The sequence below is a fragment of the Candidatus Aeolococcus gillhamiae genome, from assembly GCF_016464765.1.
In the GTDB taxonomy this organism is placed as follows: Bacteria; Chloroflexota; Dormibacteria; order Aeolococcales; family Aeolococcaceae; genus Aeolococcus; species Aeolococcus gillhamiae.
On sequence record NZ_JAEKNS010000080.1, the window covers coordinates 24524 to 43281 of the forward strand.

General features: G+C 70.3%; 18 protein-coding genes. 12 read left to right on the forward strand and 6 right to left on the reverse strand.

Annotated features, from left to right (window positions below):
- The first annotated feature begins 63 nt into the window (after positions 1–63).
- The 4 genes from JF886_RS07945 to JF886_RS07960 are packed head-to-tail and all read left to right on the forward strand — an operon-like array spanning position 64 to position 3812.
- On the forward strand, positions 64–1485 hold the full coding sequence (locus JF886_RS07945; protein WP_337311274.1) for an aldehyde dehydrogenase family protein: 1422 nt from the start codon (positions 64–66) through the stop codon (positions 1483–1485).
- The gene (locus tag JF886_RS07950) at positions 1482–2579 is read left to right on the forward strand and encodes a Zn-dependent alcohol dehydrogenase (protein WP_337311275.1); all 1098 of its coding nucleotides are present in this window, start codon (positions 1482–1484) and stop codon (positions 2577–2579) included. The genes JF886_RS07945 and JF886_RS07950 overlap by 4 nt, the downstream gene beginning before the upstream one ends.
- Positions 2576–3358, forward strand: coding sequence for a 3-oxoacyl-ACP reductase FabG (gene fabG, locus JF886_RS07955; RefSeq protein ID WP_337311277.1), 783 nt, complete (start codon positions 2576–2578; stop codon positions 3356–3358). The genes JF886_RS07950 and fabG overlap by 4 nt, the downstream gene beginning before the upstream one ends.
- 1 nt (position 3359) lies before the next feature.
- Positions 3360–3812 carry a MaoC family dehydratase gene (locus tag JF886_RS07960; RefSeq protein ID WP_337311279.1) on the forward strand — a complete coding sequence of 151 codons (453 nt, stop codon included), beginning with the start codon at positions 3360–3362 and terminating at the stop codon, positions 3810–3812.
- A gap of 5 nt (positions 3813–3817) precedes the next feature.
- Here JF886_RS07960 and JF886_RS07965 read toward each other — a convergent pair whose 3' ends face one another.
- Genes JF886_RS07965 through JF886_RS07975 form a run of 3 tightly spaced genes read right to left on the reverse strand, consistent with a single transcriptional unit; the run spans position 3818 to position 6782 of the window.
- Positions 3818–5011 (reverse strand): thiolase family protein, encoded by a 1194-nt coding sequence (locus tag JF886_RS07965; protein WP_337311281.1) that lies wholly within the window; start codon positions 5009–5011, stop codon positions 3818–3820.
- Positions 5011–6162, reverse strand: a complete 1152-nt coding sequence (locus JF886_RS07970; RefSeq protein WP_337311283.1) for an acyl-CoA dehydrogenase family protein — start codon at positions 6160–6162, stop codon at positions 5011–5013. Before JF886_RS07970 ends, JF886_RS07965 begins: the two co-directional genes overlap by 1 nt.
- Positions 6159–6782, reverse strand: coding sequence for a TetR/AcrR family transcriptional regulator (locus JF886_RS07975; RefSeq protein WP_337311285.1), 624 nt, complete (start codon positions 6780–6782; stop codon positions 6159–6161). Before JF886_RS07975 ends, JF886_RS07970 begins: the two co-directional genes overlap by 4 nt.
- 132 nt (positions 6783–6914) lie before the next feature.
- Here JF886_RS07975 and JF886_RS07980 point away from each other — a divergent pair, with 132 nt between their 5' ends.
- Genes JF886_RS07980 through JF886_RS08000 form a run of 5 tightly spaced genes read left to right on the forward strand, consistent with a single transcriptional unit; the run spans position 6915 to position 11645 of the window.
- On the forward strand, positions 6915–7667 hold the full coding sequence (locus JF886_RS07980; RefSeq protein ID WP_337311287.1) for an ABC transporter ATP-binding protein: 753 nt from the start codon (positions 6915–6917) through the stop codon (positions 7665–7667).
- On the forward strand, positions 7660–8367 hold the full coding sequence (locus tag JF886_RS07985) for an ABC transporter ATP-binding protein (RefSeq protein WP_337311289.1): 708 nt from the start codon (positions 7660–7662) through the stop codon (positions 8365–8367). The genes JF886_RS07980 and JF886_RS07985 overlap by 8 nt, the downstream gene beginning before the upstream one ends.
- 1 nt (position 8368) lies before the next feature.
- Positions 8369–9247: a branched-chain amino acid ABC transporter permease gene (locus tag JF886_RS07990; protein ID WP_337311291.1), complete on the forward strand. Its 879-nt coding sequence runs from the start codon at positions 8369–8371 to the stop codon at positions 9245–9247.
- A gap of 5 nt (positions 9248–9252) precedes the next feature.
- Entirely contained in the window at positions 9253–10296 is a 1044-nt protein-coding gene (locus JF886_RS07995) for a branched-chain amino acid ABC transporter permease (protein WP_337311293.1), read from the forward strand.
- Entirely contained in the window at positions 10293–11645 is a 1353-nt protein-coding gene (locus tag JF886_RS08000) for an ABC transporter substrate-binding protein (protein WP_337311294.1), read from the forward strand. Before JF886_RS07995 ends, JF886_RS08000 begins: the two co-directional genes overlap by 4 nt.
- On the opposite strand, the gene JF886_RS08005 is transcribed toward JF886_RS08000, so the two are convergent.
- A complete protein-coding gene (locus JF886_RS08005) occupies positions 11642–12286 on the reverse strand; it encodes a TetR/AcrR family transcriptional regulator (RefSeq protein WP_337311296.1) in 645 nt (214 codons plus the stop codon). The two genes, JF886_RS08000 and JF886_RS08005, sit on opposite strands and share 4 nt — an antisense overlap.
- Positions 12287–12368: 82 nt before the next feature.
- Here JF886_RS08005 and JF886_RS08010 point away from each other — a divergent pair, with 82 nt between their 5' ends.
- The 3 genes from JF886_RS08010 to JF886_RS08020 all read left to right on the forward strand — a co-directional run bounded on the left by JF886_RS08010 (position 12369) and on the right by JF886_RS08020 (position 16691).
- Positions 12369–14159 (forward strand): hypothetical protein, encoded by a 1791-nt coding sequence (locus tag JF886_RS08010; RefSeq protein ID WP_337311298.1) that lies wholly within the window; start codon positions 12369–12371, stop codon positions 14157–14159.
- Between the two features lie 95 nt (positions 14160–14254).
- Positions 14255–15454 (forward strand): hypothetical protein, encoded by a 1200-nt coding sequence (locus JF886_RS08015; protein ID WP_337311299.1) that lies wholly within the window; start codon positions 14255–14257, stop codon positions 15452–15454.
- Between the two features lie 238 nt (positions 15455–15692).
- Positions 15693–16691 (forward strand): ROK family protein, encoded by a 999-nt coding sequence (locus tag JF886_RS08020; RefSeq protein WP_502711413.1) that lies wholly within the window; start codon positions 15693–15695, stop codon positions 16689–16691.
- Here JF886_RS08020 and JF886_RS08025 read toward each other — a convergent pair.
- Both JF886_RS08025 and JF886_RS08030 read right to left on the reverse strand, forming a co-directional pair.
- Entirely contained in the window at positions 16688–17125 is a 438-nt protein-coding gene (locus JF886_RS08025; RefSeq protein ID WP_337311303.1) for a hypothetical protein, read from the reverse strand. The genes JF886_RS08020 and JF886_RS08025 overlap by 4 nt on opposite strands.
- A 39-nt stretch (positions 17126–17164) precedes the next feature.
- The gene (locus JF886_RS08030) at positions 17165–18700 is read right to left on the reverse strand and encodes a Ppx/GppA phosphatase family protein (protein WP_337311305.1); all 1536 of its coding nucleotides are present in this window, start codon (positions 18698–18700) and stop codon (positions 17165–17167) included.
- Positions 18701–18758 lie beyond the last annotated feature (58 nt).

An 18758-nucleotide genomic window follows, 5' to 3' on the forward strand; every position in this document is an offset into this window, starting at 1 on the left:
GGCGCCGCAGCCGGCTGCCAGGACGCGTCGGATACTGTCGCACGCACAACTGAGGAGGACGGCGTGCGTCGAGGTGACCTGCTGTACGTGGGCGGCGAATGGATCGCGTCCACAGGGAACCGCTCGATAGCGGTGGTCAACCCGGCCACCGAAGAGGAGGTCGCGGCCGTCCCCGACGGCACCACCGAAGACGTCGACGCGGCGGTGCGCGCCGCGCGCCTCGCGTTCCCTGCATGGTCGGCCCTGCCGGTCGCAGAACGAACCCGTTTCCTCGCCGCGCTGCGCGACGGTATGGCCGCACGGCAGGCGGAGCTGGCGGAGACGATCACCGCCGAGATGGGCGCTCCCCTCAAGGTGGCGACCAACGTGCAGACCGGCCTCCCTCTGCAGGTGCTCGCCTCGTACCTGGACCTGGCCGGGACCATCGGCGCTACGGAGACGGTGGGCAACTCGATGGTGATGCACGAGCCCGTGGGTGTCGTGGCAGCGATCACGCCGTGGAACTACCCGCTGCACCAGACCATCGCCAAGCTCGCCCCGGCGCTGCTCGCCGGCTGCACGGTGGTGCACAAGCCCAGCGAGGTCGCCCCGCTGAGCACGCACATCCTCGCTGAGATCGCCGAGAGCATCGGTCTTCCCGCGGGCGTCTACAACCTGGTGTCGGGCACCGGTGCTGTCGTCGGTGAGGCCCTGGCGTCGCACCCCGACGTCGACATGGTGTCCTTCACAGGCTCGACGCGCGCGGGGCGGCGCGTCAGCGAGCTCGCCTCGGCGACCGTCAAACGGGTTGCGCTCGAGCTCGGCGGCAAGTCGGCGAACGTGATCCTCGACGATGCCGACATCACCGTCGCCGTCAAGGTCGGCGTGGCCAACTGTTTCCTCAACTCCGGGCAGACGTGCACGGCGTGGACGCGGATGCTGGCGCCGGCGTCGCGCTACGACGAGGTGGTGAGCCTGGCCGCGGAGACCGCGGCTGCGTACACGGTCGGCGACCCCACCGACCCGGCGACTCGACTCGGCCCTCTCGCCACTGCCGGGCAGCGCGAGCGTGTCCTCAGCTACGTCGACCGTGGCGCGGCCGAGGGTGCGCGGCTGGTGTGCGGCGGTCGAGAGGGGACAGGGCTCCCCGAGCGCGGCTACTACGTTGCTCCGACGGTGTTTGCCGACGTCGCCGCCGACGCCACCATCGCCCAGGAGGAGATCTTCGGCCCGGTGCTGTCGATCATCCGCTGCGCGGATGAGGAGGACGCGGTGCGCATCGCCAACTCCACCCAGTACGGGCTTGCCGGGGCCGTGTGGTCGGCCGACGTTGATCACGCCGTCGCGGTGGCTCGACGGCTTCGCACCGGCCAGGTCGACATCAACGGCGCGCGCTTCAACCCGAGCGCCCCGTTCGGCGGCTACAGGCAATCGGGGAACGGGCGCGAGCTGGGTCGCCACGGCCTCGAGGAGTTCCTCCTCGTCAAGTCGGTGCAGCTGCCGTGACTGTCCGCGCGGCGGTGCTGCGCGAGGCCGGCGCTCCGTTGCGCATCGAGGAGATCAGGCTCCCCGAGCCGGGTCCGGGGCGGGTGCGCGTGCGCATGGCCGCCACGGGTGTGTGCCACTCGGACCTCTCGCTGGCGCGGGGCACCCTGGCTCAGCAGGTGCCCGCCGTTCTCGGCCACGAAGGCGCCGGCCGTGTGGTGAGCGTGGGCGACGGGGTGTCCAGCGTGCGCGCTGGCGATGCGGTGCTTCTCAACTGGGCACCCCCCTGCCGGCAGTGCTGGTGGTGCGCGCACGGCGAGCCGTACCTGTGTGCGCGGTCCGGCGAGGTCGCCGCGGTACCGTACGCGCAGCTCGACGACGGCAGCCCGCTCTTCGGCGCGCTCGGGGTGGCGGCGTTTGCTACCGAGACGGTGGTCGCGGAGTCGGCATGCATCTCCGTCCCCGGCGACGTCGACCTCGTCGAGGCCGCGTTGCTGGGGTGCGCCGTGCTGACGGGCGTCGGTGCGGTGCTGCACGCGGCGGCTGTGCAGCGGGGCGAATCCGTCGCAGTCATCGGCCTGGGCGGCGTCGGCCTCTGTGCTGTGCAGGGCGCGCGACTCGCGCGCGCAGACCCGATCATCGCCGTCGACGCCGGGCCCGAGAAGGCGGAGCTGGCGCGGCGCCTCGGGGCCACCGACGTCCTCGAGCCCGGCGACGACCTGGGCAAGAGAATCCGCGCGCTGACCGGCGGCCGTGGGGTCGACCACGCCATCGAGTGCGTCGGTCGTGCGCAGACCATCCGCACCGCCTGGTCGATCACCAGGCGAGGCGGCCAGGCCACCATCGTCGGCCTCGGCGCCAGGACCGACACCCTCTCCTTCAACGCGCTGGAGGTGGCTCACTTCGCGCGCACGCTGCGCGGCTGCATGTACGGAAACGCCGATCCCGCCGTTGACATCCCGGTGCTTCTCGACCACGTCCGCGCGGGCCGCCTCGACCTCGGTACGCTGATCAGCCGGCGGGTGGCGCTCGACGATGTCGAGCCCGCCTTCGCCGAGATGATCGAGGGCCGGGGCGCGCGCACCCTCATCATTTTCGAGGGAGAGGGGACATGACCGAGAACCAGGGACCGTGGGCGGGCCGCTTCACCGACCGCGTGGCCATCGTCACCGGCGCGGCCCAGGGCATCGGCGCCGCCACCGCGCGGCGCCTGGCCGAGGAGGGGGCGACGGTGGCCGTTCTCGACCGCAACGGCGACGGCGCCAGCAGCACAGCGGAGACGATTGCGGCAGCCGGCGGAAGCGCGTTCGGGTTGGCGTGCGACGTGTCCTCTGCGCAGAGCGTCGATGACGCGGTCGCCGATGTCGCCAACCGGCATGGCCACCTCGACGTGCTCGTCAACAATGCCGGAATCACGCGCGACAACATGCTCTTCAAGATGGACGACGACGAGTGGACGACCGTCCTGCAGGTGAACCTTACCGGTGTGTTCCTGATGTGCCGTGCTGCCCAGCGGCACATGGTTCCTGCCAAGTACGGCCGCATCGTCAACCTCAGTAGCCGCTCTGCTCTGGGCAACCGTGGCCAGGCCAACTACTCCGCCGCGAAAGCGGGCATCCAGGGCCTGACGGCCACGCTGGCTATCGAGCTCGGCCCGTTCAACGTCACCGTCAATGCCGTCGCCCCCGGCTACGTCGCCACCGCCATGACCGCGGCGACGGCAGAGCGCGTCGGCATGAGCCCCGAGGATCACCAGAAGGCGGTGGCGGAGCACACGCCCTTGCGACGCGTGGCCCGGCCGGAGGAGATCGCCTCGGTCATCGCGTTCCTGGCCAGCGATGACGCGTCGTACGTCAGCGGCCAGACGCTGTACGTCAACGGAGGTGCCCGCTGAGATGCGCGTGTTCGAATCCCTCGAGGATGTCCGCGCCGCCGCCGACACCGATCTCGGTGTCAGCGACTGGCATGTCGTCAGCCAGCAGCAGATCGATGCGTTCGCCGACGCCACCGGTGACCATCAGTGGATCCACATCGACGCCGAGCGCGCCGCCGCCGGCCCGTTCGGGACCACCATCGCGCATGGCTTCCTGACGCTGTCCCTGACGCCGACGCTGCTGCATGAGATCTACGACGTCCGCGGCGTGGGCATGGCCATCAACTACGGCGCCAACCGGGTCCGATTCCCCGCCCCGCTGCCGAGCGGTTCGCGGGTGCGCGCGCGCGGACGCCTCGACAGCGTCGACGACGTGCCCGGCGGCATCCAGATCGTGACCCACGTGGAGATCGAGCGCGAGGGTGGCGACAAGCCCTGCTGCGTTGCCGACCTGGTGAGCCGCTTCCTGGCCTGAAGAGGTCAGACGGCCTCCACCAGCATGCTGATGCCCTGACCGACGCCAACGCACATGGTCGCCAGCCCGCGCTGAGCGCGGTGCGCCGGCATGGCGTGGAGAAGCGTGGTCACCAGCCGCGCACCGGAGCAGCCCAGCGGGTGTCCGATCGCGATGGCGCCGCCGTTGACGTTGACGCAACCCTCGTCGAGGCCGAGCTCGCGCACCACAGCCACCGACTGCGAGGCGAACGCCTCGTTGACCTCCGCCAGGTCGACGTCGGCCAACGTCCATCCCGCGCGAGCCAGCGCCTTGCGCGTGGCTGGAACGGGCCCGATGCCCATGACGTCGGGATGAACCCCGGCCGTCCCGGTGGTCACGTACCGACCGAGCGGCGTCAGCCCGAGCTCGCCGGCCGCGCGCTCCGACATCACGAGGACGGCGGCCGCGCCATCGTTGAGCGGCGACGAATTTCCGGCGGTGACGGTCCCCTCATTGCGAAATACCGGGGCCAGCGCGGCCAGCGTCTCCACTGAGGCATCGGGCCGGACCCCCTCGTCACTGTCGATCACCCTGCCGGAGGGCAGCGTCAGCGGAACCATCTCGGCATCGAAGCTGCCCGCGACCTGGGCGGCGTGCGCTTTGCGGTGGCTCCTGGCGGCGAATTCGTCCTGCTCCTCGCGGCTGACGTGGTAGCGATCCGCCACCTCCTCTGCGGTCTCGCCGAGGCTGATCGGCGGATACATCTCCGCCATCCTCGGGTTGACCAGCCGCCAGCCGAGGCGGGTGTCGACCATCTCCATGGCGCGCGGGAACGCCCGGTCGGGGCGCGGGACCACGAACGGGGCGCGACTCATACTTTCCGAGCCACCCGCGATGACGACGTCGGCCTCCCCAAGCGCGACCAACCTCGCCGCGGCTGCGACCGCCTCGAGTCCGCTGCCGCACAGCCGGTTGACGGTTGCCCCCGGAACCTCGACCGGCAGACCCGCCAGCAGTGCGGCCATGCGCGCGAGGTTGCGGTTGTCCTCGCCGGCCTGGTTGGCGGCGCCCCACACCACCTCGTCGACGCGCGCCGGATCCAGCGCGGGCACGCGGTGGAGCAGCGCCTTGATGACGTCGGCGGCAAGGTCGTCCGGCCGGATCGAGGCGAGCTGGCCTGCGGCACGACCCATCGGCGTGCGCACCGCCGCGGCGAATAACGCCGCGCCCGCCTCCATCAGGCGAAGGCGCTCACGCCGGTCAGCGCCTGGCCGATGATCAGCTTCTGGATCTGGCTTGTGCCCTCGTACAGGGTGGTGACCCTGGCGTCGCGCAGGTACTTGCCAACTGGGTACTCGTCGATGTAACCGTAGCCGCCGAACACCTGCAGGGCGCGGTTGGCGGAGCGCACCGCAGTCTCACTCGCGAAGTACTTCGCCTTGCTCGCCGCCAGGTCGATGCGCTCGCCCGTGTCGGCGAGGTCGGCGACCAGCCAGGTGAGCGCGCGGGCCGCGTCGGTCTCGACGGCGATGTCCGCGATCATCTCCTGCACCAGCTGATGAGCCGCCAGCGGCTTGCCGAACTGCTCGCGCTCCTGTGCGTAGGACACGGCTGCCTCGAGGCATCCGCGCGACACGCCGACGCACCCCGCCGCGAGGCTCATCCGGCCGCGGCTGAGGGCCGCCATGGCCACCTTGAAACCGCGCCCCTCCTCACCGAGTCGATTGCGATCCGGCACCCGGACCGCGTCGAGCCGCAATGACGCGGTGGCCTGGCCGCGCAGGCCGAGCTTGCCCTTGATCTCGGCGGCGCTGAATCCCTCCGAGTCGGTGGGCACCACGAACGCGGTGATCCCCCGCGGTCCCTCGCCGCCGCTGCGTGCGAAGACCAGCGCAAGGTCGGCCCAGCCTCCGTTGGTGATGAAGATCTTCTCGCCGCTGAGCAGCCAGTCGTCGCCGTCGCGCTGCGCACGCGTCACCAGGCTTCCGGCGTCGCTACCGACTCCTGGTTCGGTGAGCGCGAAGCAGCCGAGATGCTCGCCTGAGCAGATCCCCGGCAGCCACTCGGAACGCTGCTCATCGTTGCCCTCGGCGTACACGGTCTTGCCGAACAGGCCGAGGCTGACGCTGACGATCCCGCGTACCGACGAGTCGCCGCGGCCCAGCTCCTCCATGAGCAGGCAATAGCCGCGGTGGTCGAGCGGTGCGCCGCCGAACTGCTCGGGGATGGTGACGCCGAGGAAGCCCAGCGCCGCCAGCTTGCCCACGATCGCGCGGTCCACCGCCTCGATGCGATCCCACTGCGCCCGATGAGGGATCACCTCGCGTTCGACGAAGTCCGCAGCGGTCTTCTTGAGCAGCTGCTGCTCGGGAGTCAGCGAGAAGCTCACCGCCGATCCACCCCGGTACCGAGAGCCCGTTCCACCACCTGCGCGATCGTGGCCAGCGCATGCGCGGGCACCGCCTTTCGCCGTTCGATGACCAGCCAGCGCAGTCCCACGAAGTCGCCGATCCCCATCAGCGCGTAGGCCAGCGTCTCGACATCGTCGACACCGGCGATCTCGCCGTCATCGATTGCCACACGGAGCGCCTTGGCGTAGCCGTCGGCCAGCTGCCTGTACCAACCGCGATAGACGAGGCCGTCAACGTACTCCGCCTGGCGCACGATCAGGTAGAGGCCGCGATGGCGCGCCATCCACGTGAAGAATGCGGCGAAACCCGCCTGCTCCTTGGCGACGCGGCCGGTCACGCCGGCGGTGGCGCGCGCCAGAGTCTCGCGCAGCTCGTGGCCGCGCTCCTCGACGACCGCGCGCATCAGCTCGCGCTTGCCGTCGAAGTACAGGTAGAACGTGCCCTGCGCCACGTGCGCGGTCTGGGTGATCTCGGCGATGGACGCGTCGTGGTACCCACGCAGTCCGAACACCTCCTCGCCGGCCGCGACCAGGCGGTTGCGGGTGCGCTCACCGCGCGCGGTCAGCGCACCGGTCTCCGCACGAACCGCAGGCGCCATCTCCCCCTCTCCCCCGAGCTGGAAACTGATTCAGGATTCATGTTAGCATCCGGCGCCGGGCCACCCGGGGCACACAGGGGTTGGGTGATGCGACGCGTCAATGCCAGGCCATCTGACTCGTCTCCTTCCGCATTGGTCGTCTCCGACCTGACCGTCCATTTTGGTGGTGTCGTCGCACTCCGCGACGTGTCCATCGACATGCAGTCGCAGCAGATCATGGGCATCATCGGACCCAACGGCGCCGGCAAGACAACACTGTTCAACGCCGTCTCCCGGCTGGCCGCACCCAGCCACGGCACCATCACCTATCGCGGCCGGTCGCTGCTCTCGATGCGCACGCCGCAGCTCGCCGGCCTGGGCATCGTGCGCACGCTCCAGGGCCTCGGGCTCTGGACTCGGCTCACCGTTCTGGAGAACGTCATGCTCGGCGCACCGCCGGCAGCGAGCATGGTCAGTGACCTGCTGGCGCTGCCGCGCGGCGACAGGGCCGAGCGCCGGCGCGCCGACGAGGCCATGGCAGTCCTCGAGCAGCTGGGCGTCGCCGACCGCGCTCGCGCGTTTCCCGGCTCACTGGCGCACGGCATCCAGAAGCGAGTAGTGCTGGCGCGGGCGCTGATGGGCCGTCCCACCCTGCTGCTCCTCGATGAGCCCGCCAGCGGGCTGTCAGCGGGAGAGGTGGAGCAGCTGGTGGAGCTGCTGCGCACGCTCCGCGCGGACATGGGCATCGCGCTGGTGGAGCACCACCTCGACATGGTCATGGCTGTCAGCGATCGCGTGACCGTGCTCAACCTCGGCCGGGTGATCGCCTCGGGCACACCCGCGGAGATCCGGGCGAACGACGAGGTGTCGACAGCGTACCTCGGCACTTCGGTCGCCCATGCTTGAGATCGTCGACCTGACGGTGGCCTACGGGGGCGTGGTCGCCGTGGACAACCTCTCGCTCAGCGTCGCGCAAGGGAGCATCACCACAGTCCTCGGTGCCAACGGCGCGGGCAAGACGACCCTGGTGCGCACCATCTCCGGCCTGGTGAAGGCCCGCGCCGGGAGCGTGTGTGTCGCCGGCACGGAGCTGCGTGGTCGCGCGCCGGAGGACATCGCGCGGTTGGGCGTGTCCCACGTCCCGGAGGGGCACGGGATCATCAGTGAAATCACCGTCGACGAGAACCTAAGGCTCGGGGGACTGTGGCGCCGCGACCGCGCCGACCAGCGGCTCGCGGTCGAGGAGGCGTACGAGCTGTTCCCGCCACTAGTGGCGCGGCGCCACGTGCACGCCGCCAGCCTGTCCGGTGGCGAGCGCCAGATGCTCTCCATCGGGCGAGCACTCGCCTCACGCCCGCGCGTGCTGCTACTCGACGAACCCTCTTTGGGTCTGCACACGGCGGTGCTCGCCCAGATCATGGCGCGCCTGCGGACCCTTTCCCGAGAACGGAACCTGGCGGTGTTGCTGATCGAGCAGAACGCGCGCAGCGCGTTGTCGGTCGCGGATGACGCCGTGGTGCTCTCCCTGGGCAGCGTGGTAGCCCGCGACAGCGCCGAGCGACTCGCCAAAGACGACTCTCTGCGCCACGCGTACCTCGGCTTCTGAGGTGAGGACATTCCTGATCCTCACCGTCGACGGCGTGACCAACGGCTTCGTCTACGCCGCCGTGGCGCTGGCGCTGGTGATGATCTGGCGTGCCACGCGGGTGATCAACTACGCGCAGGGGGCGTTCGGCATGTTCACCACCTTCATCGCGCTCTACGCCATCTCACACGGGGTCACCTATTGGCTGGCTTTCGTGGTCGCGCTGGGGTGCGGCTTCATGCTGGGCGCGGGCATCGAACGCCTGCTGGTGCGGCCGGTCGAGTCGCGACCGCCGCTCAACGTGGTCATCCTCACGCTCGGACTGCTCATATTCCTCGAGGCGCTGGCTCCGATGCTCTTCGGTGGCCAGGTCAAGTCGTTCCCGGCGCCGTTCTCGCGTGTCGACCTGGCCATCGGCAGCACTCAGCTATTCATCTCGCCATACGACATCTTCGTGGTCGGGGCGGTGCTGGTCACCATGGTTGCTCTGCTGCTTTTCTTCCAGCGCACCTCCATCGGCCTGCGCATGCGCGCCGCCGCGTTCGGCCCCGAGATTGCGCGGCTGCTCGGTGTGCGTGTGGGGCGGATGCTGATGCTGGGCTGGGGGCTGGCGGCGGTGCTCGGCGCGCTGGCCGGGCTGCTCATCGCTCCGGCCATCTTCCTGTACCCGAACAACATGGACGAGGTGCTGGTGTTCGGCTTCACCGGGGCCATCCTCGGCGGGCTCGACAGCCCCGTCGGAGCCGTGGCCGGTGGCCTCGTTGTTGGTCTCGGGCTCAGCTACGTCGGTGGCTACGGCGGTTCCGACCTGGAGACCGTCGGCGGCCTGATCATCCTCATCGCCGTCCTAATGGTCCGGCCGCACGGCCTGTTCGCCGCGCGCAGGCAGCGCGAGGCGTGAGCGTCATGCGCGCACCGCGGTCAACGATCCTGCGCCACGGACTCTTCTTCGCGGTGCTGGCCATCGCGCTGATCGCCGTCACCTACCTCCTCGACGCCTTCACCAACTACAACATCGCCGGCGTGGCCATCTTCGCTATCGCCGCTGCCGGGCTGACCGTTCTCACCGGCATCAACGGACAGCTGTCCTTGGGCCACGGCGCGCTGATGGCCGTAGGTGCCTACACCACCGGCCTGTTGCTCAAGATTAATCCCGACTTTCCCTTCATCCTGACGCTACTCGCCTCCGTGGCCACGACCGCGGTGGCGGGCGCGATCATCGGCGTCGCTGCGGCGCGCCTGCGCGGTCCGTACCTGGCCGGCGCGACCCTGGCGCTGGCGGTCGGCCTGCCCCAACTGGCGATCCACTTCGGGAGCGTGCTGGGCGGCAACCAGGGCCTCAACGTGGCGTCGCCCACAGCGCCGGCGGCGCTGGGCGGCGACTTTCCGCAGGAGCGCTGGCTCGCCTGGATCGCCATCGTCGCCGCGGCGCTGACACTCTTCCTTCTCGCCAACCTGGTGCGCGGGGGCGCCGGGCGCACGCTGCGTGCAGTCCACGACAACGAGACGGCGGCGCGCCTGGTCGGGATCGACGTGGCGCGGGTGCAGGTGCTCGCCTTCCTGATCAGCGCCGCGTGCGCCGGCCTGGCAGGATCGCTGTTCGCCTATTGGGTCGGCATCACCGCGCCCACCGGCTTCGGGCTGCAGCTCTCGCTGCAGCTGCTCAGCGCGATCGTCATCGGAGGGCTGGGCAGCCTCGCCGGGGCGGTGTGGGGGGCGATCGTCCTCGTCTACCTGCCGGTGCTCACCAGCGGGTTGTCCGGCAACCTCAACCTCTCCAGCGACATCAGCAACAACCTGCCGCTGGCGGTGTACGGTGCGGTGCTCGTGCTTGCCATGCTGGTCCTGCCCCGTGGCATCCAGGGCACCCTGGCCGCGCTGGCGCGCGCCGGACGTCAATGGCTCACACGACGTCGTTTGTATCAGCGGACAGCGGAGGCGGACATATGAGGGCGCGGGGAACCAACTCCAGACGATGGATGACCGCGGCATGCACGGGCATTGCGGCCGTGCTGGTGGCGGCCTGTGGCAGCAGCAACAGTGGGACGGGGTCGACAAGCAACCAGGCGTCGGCGCCGGGCATCACCCCCACCTCGGTGACGATCGGTAGCACGCAGCCACTCACCGGGCCTGCCGCACCGGGGTACTCGGAGATCGCTCCGGCGGCCGATGCGTACTTCAAGTACGTCAATGCCCACGGCGGGGTGTTCGGCAGGAGCATCAACTTCAAGTTCCTCGACGACGGCTACAACCCCACCAACACCGCCTCCCTCACCCGGCGGCTCGTCCTGCAGGATCAGGTGTACGCGATGTTCGACGCGCTGGGCACACCCACCCACCTTGCGGTCGTCGACTACCTCAACCAGCAGAAGGTGCCCGACCTGTTCGTGGCCTCCGGCTGCAACTGCTGGAACAACGTCAGTGCGCATCCGTACACGTTCGGGTGGCAGCCCGACTACACCATCGAGGGGAAGATCCTCGGTGACTACGTGAAGAGGACGTACTCCGGCCAGAAGGTCGGTTACTTCGCCCAGGGCCCCAACGATGAGTTCGGCGACGACGGCGTGCGCGGGCTCAACGACGTGCTCCAGAACACCAACGTCACCGTGGTCAACCCGGTGCAGTACTACGCACCGACCACCGCCGGTGCCCAGGGCGTGAAGGCTGAGATGGCGGCCATGCAGGCCGCAGGCGTCCAGGTGGTAGTGAGCTTTTCCATCCCGCTGTTCACCGCCGCCGCGCTGGCGTCCGCAGCGAGCATCGGCTACCACCCGGCGTTCGTGGTTAGCAACGTCGGCGCTGACGTGCCGACGCTCACCTCGATCCTCACCGGGGGCGCACTCGGCGTCACGCTGCCGGCGGCGCTGCTCACGGGAATGACCAGCGACACCTATCTGCCGCTGCTCGGTGACAGCAGCAACCCCTGGGTCACCCTGTTCAAGTCGATCAAGTCCCAGTACGCGCCCAACCTCCCCTGGGACGGCAACGTGCTCTACGGCCTGTCGTCCGCGTACACCTTCGTGGAGGCGCTTCGGGCCGCGGGACAGAACCCCACGCGTGACAACCTGCGCCACGCCGTGGAGAACAGTCATTTCACCGGGCCGGGGCTTGCCCCGTTGGGGTTCTCATCGACCAACCACCTCGGGTACACCGGGGTCCAGGTGGTGACGCTCACCGGTGGCAACGTGCAGACGCTCGTCGGTCCGCTCTTCACCACCGATGACAGCGCCGGCGGCGCCGTCACCCAGAGCGGCGCATCGCCGTCCACCCCACCCCCGAACGGGATCCCGAGCGACTAGGAGCCAGGCGTGGGCCGCGGGCTGACCACCCGCGGCCCTGCCGACGCCATCAGAGACGCCAACCCACCCCACACCAGGGCCATGAGGATCGCTGTCGCCTTTTCGGCGGCCACGTCCGGACGGTCGCGCCGCCACAGGGCCACCCGTTCGCAGGCGCCGATGATTCCCTCCGCGAAGGCGCTGAGATCGTCGTGCTGCGCGCCCGGGAACTCAGCGGCCAGCTTCTGGGCCACGTAGGCGGCCTGCTGCCTGCGGATCGATTCCAGGGCGTCGGCGGCGGGACCCACCACCGAGTTCTCGCCGATGAGCATGAACCATCCCTGCCCGAATGATTCGACGAAGCCGAAGAAGGCCGCAAAGCCGGCCTCGAGGATCTGCGCAGCCCCCGAGGCGGCGGTGACGGCGCTGTCGACGTCGCGCAGCAGCTGGACGCCGGCCTGCCGGATGCACGCGGCGATCAGCCCGTCCTTGGACCCGAAATGGTCGTACAGGACCGGCTTGGTCACCCCGGCGCGCAGCGCGATCTCATCCATGGACGGGCCGCGGAAACCCCGCTCGGCGAACACGGCCTGAGCGACACTGAGAAGCTGCTCCTCGCGCTCTGCTCGAGGGAGCCGGCGGCGCAGTTCCGTGCCGATCACGATTTGACTCTAGCCGACCAGGTTACTTAGAGTAGGTTACTCGAAGTAGCACCCAAGTAACAACCTGGGCGGAGGAGCCGAGATGCTGGCAGTGGTGGTCGAGAGCCTGTCCCAGACCGGACCGATCTGGTGGATCCCGTTGGGCCTCGCGCTGGTCGGACTCGCCGCCGGCTCGCTCGCGCTCGGCAGGGCGGCACAGCCCAGCGGACCGAGGTGGCGCCGCCCGCCGGATGCGCTGAGCCGCATTACCGGCCTCCCTGCCTGGTGCGCCGCGGGGATCGCGCTCGCGGTCTGGTCGCTGGCGGTAGCGCTCGTCGGCTTCAGCTGGGACGTCGCATGGCACGCCGACCTCGGCCGCGACCAGGCTCTGTTCACCCCGCCGCACGTGATGATCCTGGTCGGCCTCGCCGGCATCGGGCTGGCGGCGGTGACCTCGATCGTCCTCGCCACCGCTGACCAGGCTCGCGTCGGCCTGCGCGTGGGCCGGCTGCGCATCCCCTGGTCGTCGCTCCCCATGGGCCTGATGGCCACAGGGGCACTGATCGGCTTCCCCCTGGACGACTACTGGCACTCCGTCTACGGGATCGACGTCACCATGTGGAGCCCCACCCACCTGCTCATGATCGGCGGCGCGTCGCTGACCCCGATCGCGGCGTGGTTGATGCTCGCCGAGGCCGGCCAGGCGGCCGCCGCGCGACGCGGCGCACGCGTGCTCTCCGAAGTCCTCGCCGGCGCGACGCTCATCGGGCTGTCGACGTTCCAGCTGGAGTTCGACCTCGGAATCCCCCAGTGGCAGGCGCTGTTCCACCCGGCGTTGATCGCGCTGGCGATGGGCGTGGGGCTGGTCGCCGCGCGCGAGGCGCTCGGCCCGGGCGGCGCGCTCCGCGCGACGATCGGATTCCTGGTGCTGCGCGGGTTCGTGACATTGCTGGTGGGACCAGTGTTCGGTCTCTCCCTGGAGCGGTTCCCGCTCTACATCGCCGGCGCGCTGGTCGTCGAGGCTGTGTACCGGTTCGGCCCGCGCCTGGCGCCCGCGCTGCGCGTCGCCGTGGCGGGCCTGCTTCTCGCCACGGTCGGCATGGCCGCAGAGTGGGGCTGGACGCACCTCTGGAGCCCGCAACCGTGGCAGGCGCGCCTGCTCGCGTCGTGGTGGGTCGTGCTCGGGCTGGCGCTCGTCGGGTCCTTCCTCGGTTCCGCGCTGGGCCGTGCCGTTGCGCACACGCGCCAGGTGATGCACTTCGCCGGGGTCGGGGTCGCGTTCGCCCTGATGGTCGGGCTGCTTGCCGTACCGTTCCCGCGACATGGCCTGGCCGCATCGGTGACCGTCACCGCGGCCGCAGCCGGCGAGCGCACGCCGACGGTCACGCGCGAAGGACTGGCCACGTTCGAGCAGGACATGACAGTTTCAGTCAGCGTGTCGCCGCCCACAGCGCTTGACGGTGCCGACGTGATGCGCGTTTTCACGTGGCAGGGCGGCAGCCTCAAGGTCAGCTCGCTGCGCGCCGTCGGCCAGGGCCGGTACGTCATCGACGGTTCCATCCCCACCGGCGGGTCATGGAAGAGCATCGTTTTCGTCGAGGACGGCGACGTGGTGGCGGCAACCCCGGTGTCGTTCCCGGCCGATCCCACGTATGGACTCGCGGCCATCCCGGTGCCTGTCTCGGCTCCGCGCACCGCGCAGCTCCAGCCCGCGAGCGCGTACCTGACACGCGAGAGTCACGGCGGCACCGCGCTGCCCGCGGTGCTCGCTTACTCGACGCTCGCGATCATCTTCGTCACCTGGTGCGTGGCGGTCATCGGTGTCGGCGAGGCGATGCGGCGGCGCCACACGGCGAGCCTGACCATTCCCGCATTCCTGCACGGGGGGCGCTGACGGAGCAGCCTGCGATCCCATCGTGGCTGGCCCGGTAACCACCTACGCGGTTGGCGCGTTATTCGGGCAACATCCGAGTCCACGGGAGTTCGGCAATGCTCAGGCAGCTCAGCCCGGTAGCAGTGCTGCTCGTCACCGCGGTCGCCATGGCCGGCTGCAGCTCACCGCCCGCGTCGACACCGAGGCCGACGCCACGAGCTACCGCGACACCCCTACTGCAGACACCCGTGCCGTCGGCATCGGCGGTCGCCGTTCCCATCGGCCCGGTTGCCGTGGTGGTCACCAACTCGTCGCGACAGGGAGCCACGTACGACGTCGTGCTCATCGGCGTCCAGGGGCAGATCGTCACGCGGGTCACCGCCAAGCTGCCGCTGCTCAAAGCGAACCAGACCGTCGAGCTTCCCCTGGTCAGCGCATCCAACGACCTCGTGTACTACCTCGACGGCGATACCGACATCCGCTCGCTGTCGCCCAGTGGGGTCACCGCGCTGGTGAAGACGATCGCACAGGGATCGGGCTCGATCCTGGCGTTCGCGGTCAGCCCCGATGACCGGCGGATCGCCGTGTCGTTGATCAACCAGGCATCGGACCCGAACAAGGACAGCGGGCGCGGCTACGTCGAGGACGTTGCCGCCACCTCCAATCATGTGGACCTGTTCAGCAACACGGCCGCGGATGCGTTTCGCTGGCCGGTGGGCTGGCACGGGAGTGCGATCGTCGACGCCGTCGGCGGCAATTGCAGCGGCTACGGCAGCTCTGCCGGCTGCGTCAACGCCTACCACCTGGTCAGCAGCGCCGACGGCGCACGCGTCGCCACCGTGTGCGAAGGACCGGCCACACAACCGGCCAACGCGACCATCAATGTGTCCCCCAACGGCCTGCCCGTCAGCGGCGGCGTTGCCTGCGTGAAGACGTTCTACTACAACGATCCGAACGCCACCAACGCGGGCTACATGCTGGCGGTGGACTGGACGGGGCACTCGACGACGCTGGCAACAGCCGACAAGACGGGGCAACTGCCCTACGGTGACTGTTACCTGGCGCCCGGCGCGGCGCAGATGGCCTGCAGCGCCAACGGCAGCCAGGCCCTCACCCTGATCTCCGCCGGTGCATCGCCGCACAACCTGGGACGGCGCTACAACGTGCTCGGCTGGATGGATGCGACGCATCTCCTCGTCGGGATCGACAGCAAGACGCTGGCGGTGCTCACCACCACCACCGGAGCCGCCGTCAGCCTCGCGCTGGCCGACGCCGACAAGGTCGACATGGCCGGCACCGATCCCGACGCACTCTGAGAGAAAGCAGCGTCGCGGATCGTTCCATAGCCCTCGCTCAACCACGCTTTAAGCAGCGCGGCACTAGGGTGTCTGGACGGGCATGACCGCCGCCTCCGATGCCAGCCGCGACCCGTACCTCCGCGTCGCCGTTCGCGCCGCCGGCGGCCTGGTGGTACGCCGCGGCGAGGGTTCCTGAGCTGAGCGGCCCCGGGCAAGGAGCGTCCGGCCTGCCTGAGCCACCCGGTTGCGGGCCACAATGAGCCCCGTGCCACCTCGCCGTGCCCCTCTGTACGCAGGCATCGACGTCGGCGCCACCAAGATCGAGGTGGTGATCACGGGCGCCGACTTCACGCCCAGCGGGCAGGCACGCATCGCCACCCCGCTTCGAGGCGGCCCCGCCGCCGTGGTCACCGCCATCGAGACCGCCGTGACCGAGGCCCTGGCCGCCTCGTCCGCCAAGCGGCTGACCGCGGTCGGCATCGGTGTGCCCGGCGAGGTCGACGCCGCCACCGGGGCGGTGTCGCACAGCCCCAACATTCGCGGCTGGTCGGCAAGCTACCCCTTGCGTGCCGAGCTGGAGAATCGCTTTGGGACTCCCGTGGCGGTCGAGAACGACGTGCGCATCGCTCTCCTCGGTGAGCACCGGATCGGCACCGCCGCGCCGTACCGCGACGTGCTGGCGGTATGGTTCGGCACCGGCGTCGGAGGGGCGCTGCTTCTCGACGGCGTGATCCGGAAGGGGCGGCTCGGTGCCTGTGGCGAGATCGGTCACGCATGCGCGTGGCCCGGCGGACGGCGGTGCAGCTGTGGACGTCGTGGCTGCCTCGAGGCGTATGCCGGTCGAGCATCGATGGAGCGCCGTGCCAAGGAGCGGGCTGACAAGGGCGACAAGACCATCCTCTTCCACCTGATGCGGAAGGCTGGGCGGACCCGGCTGACCTCGGGGGTGATCGCCCGTGCGCTCGACCAGGGTGACCGTCTGGCCAATGAGCTCATCAACGACGCCGTGCGAGCGGCCGGCCCGGTGATCGCGTCAGCCGTTAACGTGCTCGACGTCGACGCGGTGATCATCGGCGGGGGCCTCGGCACGCGCCTGGGCCAGCCGTTCGCACGGCGAATTCACCGCGCCATGCAGCCCCACCTGCTCAACGACGGCCGCAAGAGCGTGCCCGTCGTGTCAGCCGGGCTCGGCGACCTGTCGGGCGCGCTCGGCGGGGTGGTGCTCGCCGCCGAGCTCGGGACGGCGCGGGCTTAGACGGGACGGCGCGGCGCGCGACGCCTGGTTGTGGCCGAAGCCGGCTTGGCAGTGCGGCGGGACCGCGGGACCGATGCGGGCTTGGCGGCGGCTGTGACAGGCGTCGCCGCTGTGGCCTTGCGGGCCGTCCGCTTCGCGGTCGACGCCGTGCGAGGGGTGCGCTCTGCCGTGGTCGCCTTGCGGGTGGCGCGCTTGGTTGAGCCGGCCTTGCGAGCCGCTCGCTTCGCTGCGGCCTTCTTGGCGACGGCGCTCGGGCGCGCGCCGGGTTTGCGCGTCACGGTCGGGCCGGCAAACGTCTGGGCCTCCTTGAGGAGCTCGGCGAGCGCCTCAGCCTGGGCGAGGATGCGCGTGTTGATGTCGCCGAGGCGTCCGTGGGCGCGCTGGATCTTCTCCAGCCGCTTCAGAAGTCTCTCAGCAGAATTGCTTTTTGGCATCGACAATCCTCCCACACCCCAACGCCGGCGCCGAGCATGCTACTTGAACTCGACGGCAACGTCGGGGCGCGTCTTGCGGGCCCGGGGATGGGAGATGTCGCTGAGCTCACGCACGTCGCGGCGGAGCACCAGGCGGCAGCGCTCCGACAGAGCGGCCGGGATCAGCATCGGGGGCATGCCGGTGACGTCGAGGCGGCCGTCCCGGCCGAGCGCGCCGACGGCGGCGCCCCGGGCCGGGGGAAGCCGATGGTCGATGTCATCGGCGAGCGCAAGCAGCGCGCCCGCCGTTTCGAGACGCGGGCGCGAGAGGCCGCTCTCCCGGCGCAGTCGAGCTGGAACGGTGGTGCCACCCGCGCAGAGAAGGATGGCCGCGATGCTGGCCAGCTCGGCGTGCGTGAAGCCATCAAGGTCGGCGGTGGTCGCCAGGCTGGCGCTCTCCGACCACCGACCGTGGTGGTCGAGGCGGGCGCCGGCGTCGACGAGCCGGGCGGCGTGACCGGCCATCTCGAGCAGGTCACCGGTGACCTTGGGAGCGAGCGAGGCCGCCAGCGCGGTCACCAGCAGCCGCCGCCGCTGGGTTCCCGCGGTTCCGCCGCGCAGGCGCGCCAGCACCGCGCTCACGCTGGCCTCGCGCACCTGCCGCGGCCGGTTGGCAGGCATATCGAGCTGGTCGAGGATCACGCCCTGGCGCACGCCATAGCCGGAGACCAGGATGCTCTCGGCGCCGCCGAGCTCCATCAAAACCTCGATGACCAGCGCACCGCCCAGCACCGATTCGGCTCGGGTGGAGCTTATCCCCGGGACGGAGATGCGGCGGGCGGACGGGAGGCGCGCAAGCGTGTCAGCCAGGCTAGCCACGTCTCGGCGCCGCAGCTGGTAGCCGTGAAGGCGGTTGACGGCCGCCGGACCACGCCCGCGAGCGGCCTTGGCCAGGGCCCGCACCGTCCCTCCCGTGCCCACCAGGCTCTCCGCCTGGGCGAGGTCGGTGACGTCCACCGCGCTGAGTGCCTCGCGCACGTGGTCGCGCAGCGCCGCCAGCTCGTCCGGGCGGGGCGGGTCGTGGCGGAGGAACAGGTCGCCCATGCGCAAGGCGCCGAGCGGGAGGGTCATGCCCCCGCGAAAGCGGCGCCTCACGAACGCGGCGACCTCCATGCTGCCCCCGCCGAGGTCGATGACCGCGCCGTTGTCGACGGGGAGGCCGGCGACCGCGCCGACCAACGCCAGGCGCGCCTCGTCCTCGCCGCTGAGGACCGCGATGGTGAGGCCACTGCGCCTCTGGGCCTCGGCCACGAAGCCCTCCCGGTTGGCGGCGTCGCGAATCGCGGACGTCGCCACCACGTTGACGGCGCGCGCGCCGTGGCGGCGTGCGATCGTGGCGAACGCGGCAAGCGTCTGGACCGTGCGGTTGAGCGCCGCCCTGCTCAGGCGGCCGCCGGCGTCGACGTCGCGCATCAAACGCAGGGCCACGCGCGCGTCGGCGAGGACGTCGAGATGGCCCTGGTCGGTCGGGCGCACCACCAGGAGCCGCGCCGAGTTTGAGCCGATGTCGGCCACGGCGCGGGGTGCAGAGCTCACATCGGAGCGGAGTATAGGCAGCGTGCGCGGGTCAGCCTGACCGCTCCGGGGGATGCAC

Excerpts from the sequence above, each read along its gene's own strand:
- JF886_RS07995 (WP_337311293.1), top strand. The coding sequence starts at position 9,253 with ATGCGCGCACCGCGGTCAACGATCCTGCGCCACGGACTCTTCTTCGCG.
- JF886_RS07975 (WP_337311285.1), bottom strand. The coding sequence starts at position 6,782 with ATGGCGCCTGCGGTTCGTGCGGAGACCGGTGCGCTGACCGCGCGCGGT.
- JF886_RS07965 (WP_337311281.1), bottom strand. The coding sequence starts at position 5,011 with ATGGAGGCGGGCGCGGCGTTATTCGCCGCGGCGGTGCGCACGCCGATG.
- JF886_RS07960 (WP_337311279.1), top strand. The coding sequence starts at position 3,360 with ATGCGCGTGTTCGAATCCCTCGAGGATGTCCGCGCCGCCGCCGACACC.
- JF886_RS08015 (WP_337311299.1), top strand. The coding sequence starts at position 14,255 with ATGCTCAGGCAGCTCAGCCCGGTAGCAGTGCTGCTCGTCACCGCGGTC.
- fabG (WP_337311277.1), top strand. The coding sequence starts at position 2,576 with ATGACCGAGAACCAGGGACCGTGGGCGGGCCGCTTCACCGACCGCGTG.
- JF886_RS08025 (WP_337311303.1), bottom strand. The coding sequence starts at position 17,125 with ATGCCAAAAAGCAATTCTGCTGAGAGACTTCTGAAGCGGCTGGAGAAG.
- JF886_RS08000 (WP_337311294.1), top strand. The coding sequence starts at position 10,293 with ATGAGGGCGCGGGGAACCAACTCCAGACGATGGATGACCGCGGCATGC.
- JF886_RS08020 (WP_502711413.1), top strand. The coding sequence starts at position 15,693 with ATGAGCCCCGTGCCACCTCGCCGTGCCCCTCTGTACGCAGGCATCGAC.
- JF886_RS07985 (WP_337311289.1), top strand. The coding sequence starts at position 7,660 with ATGCTTGAGATCGTCGACCTGACGGTGGCCTACGGGGGCGTGGTCGCC.
- JF886_RS08010 (WP_337311298.1), top strand. The coding sequence starts at position 12,369 with ATGCTGGCAGTGGTGGTCGAGAGCCTGTCCCAGACCGGACCGATCTGG.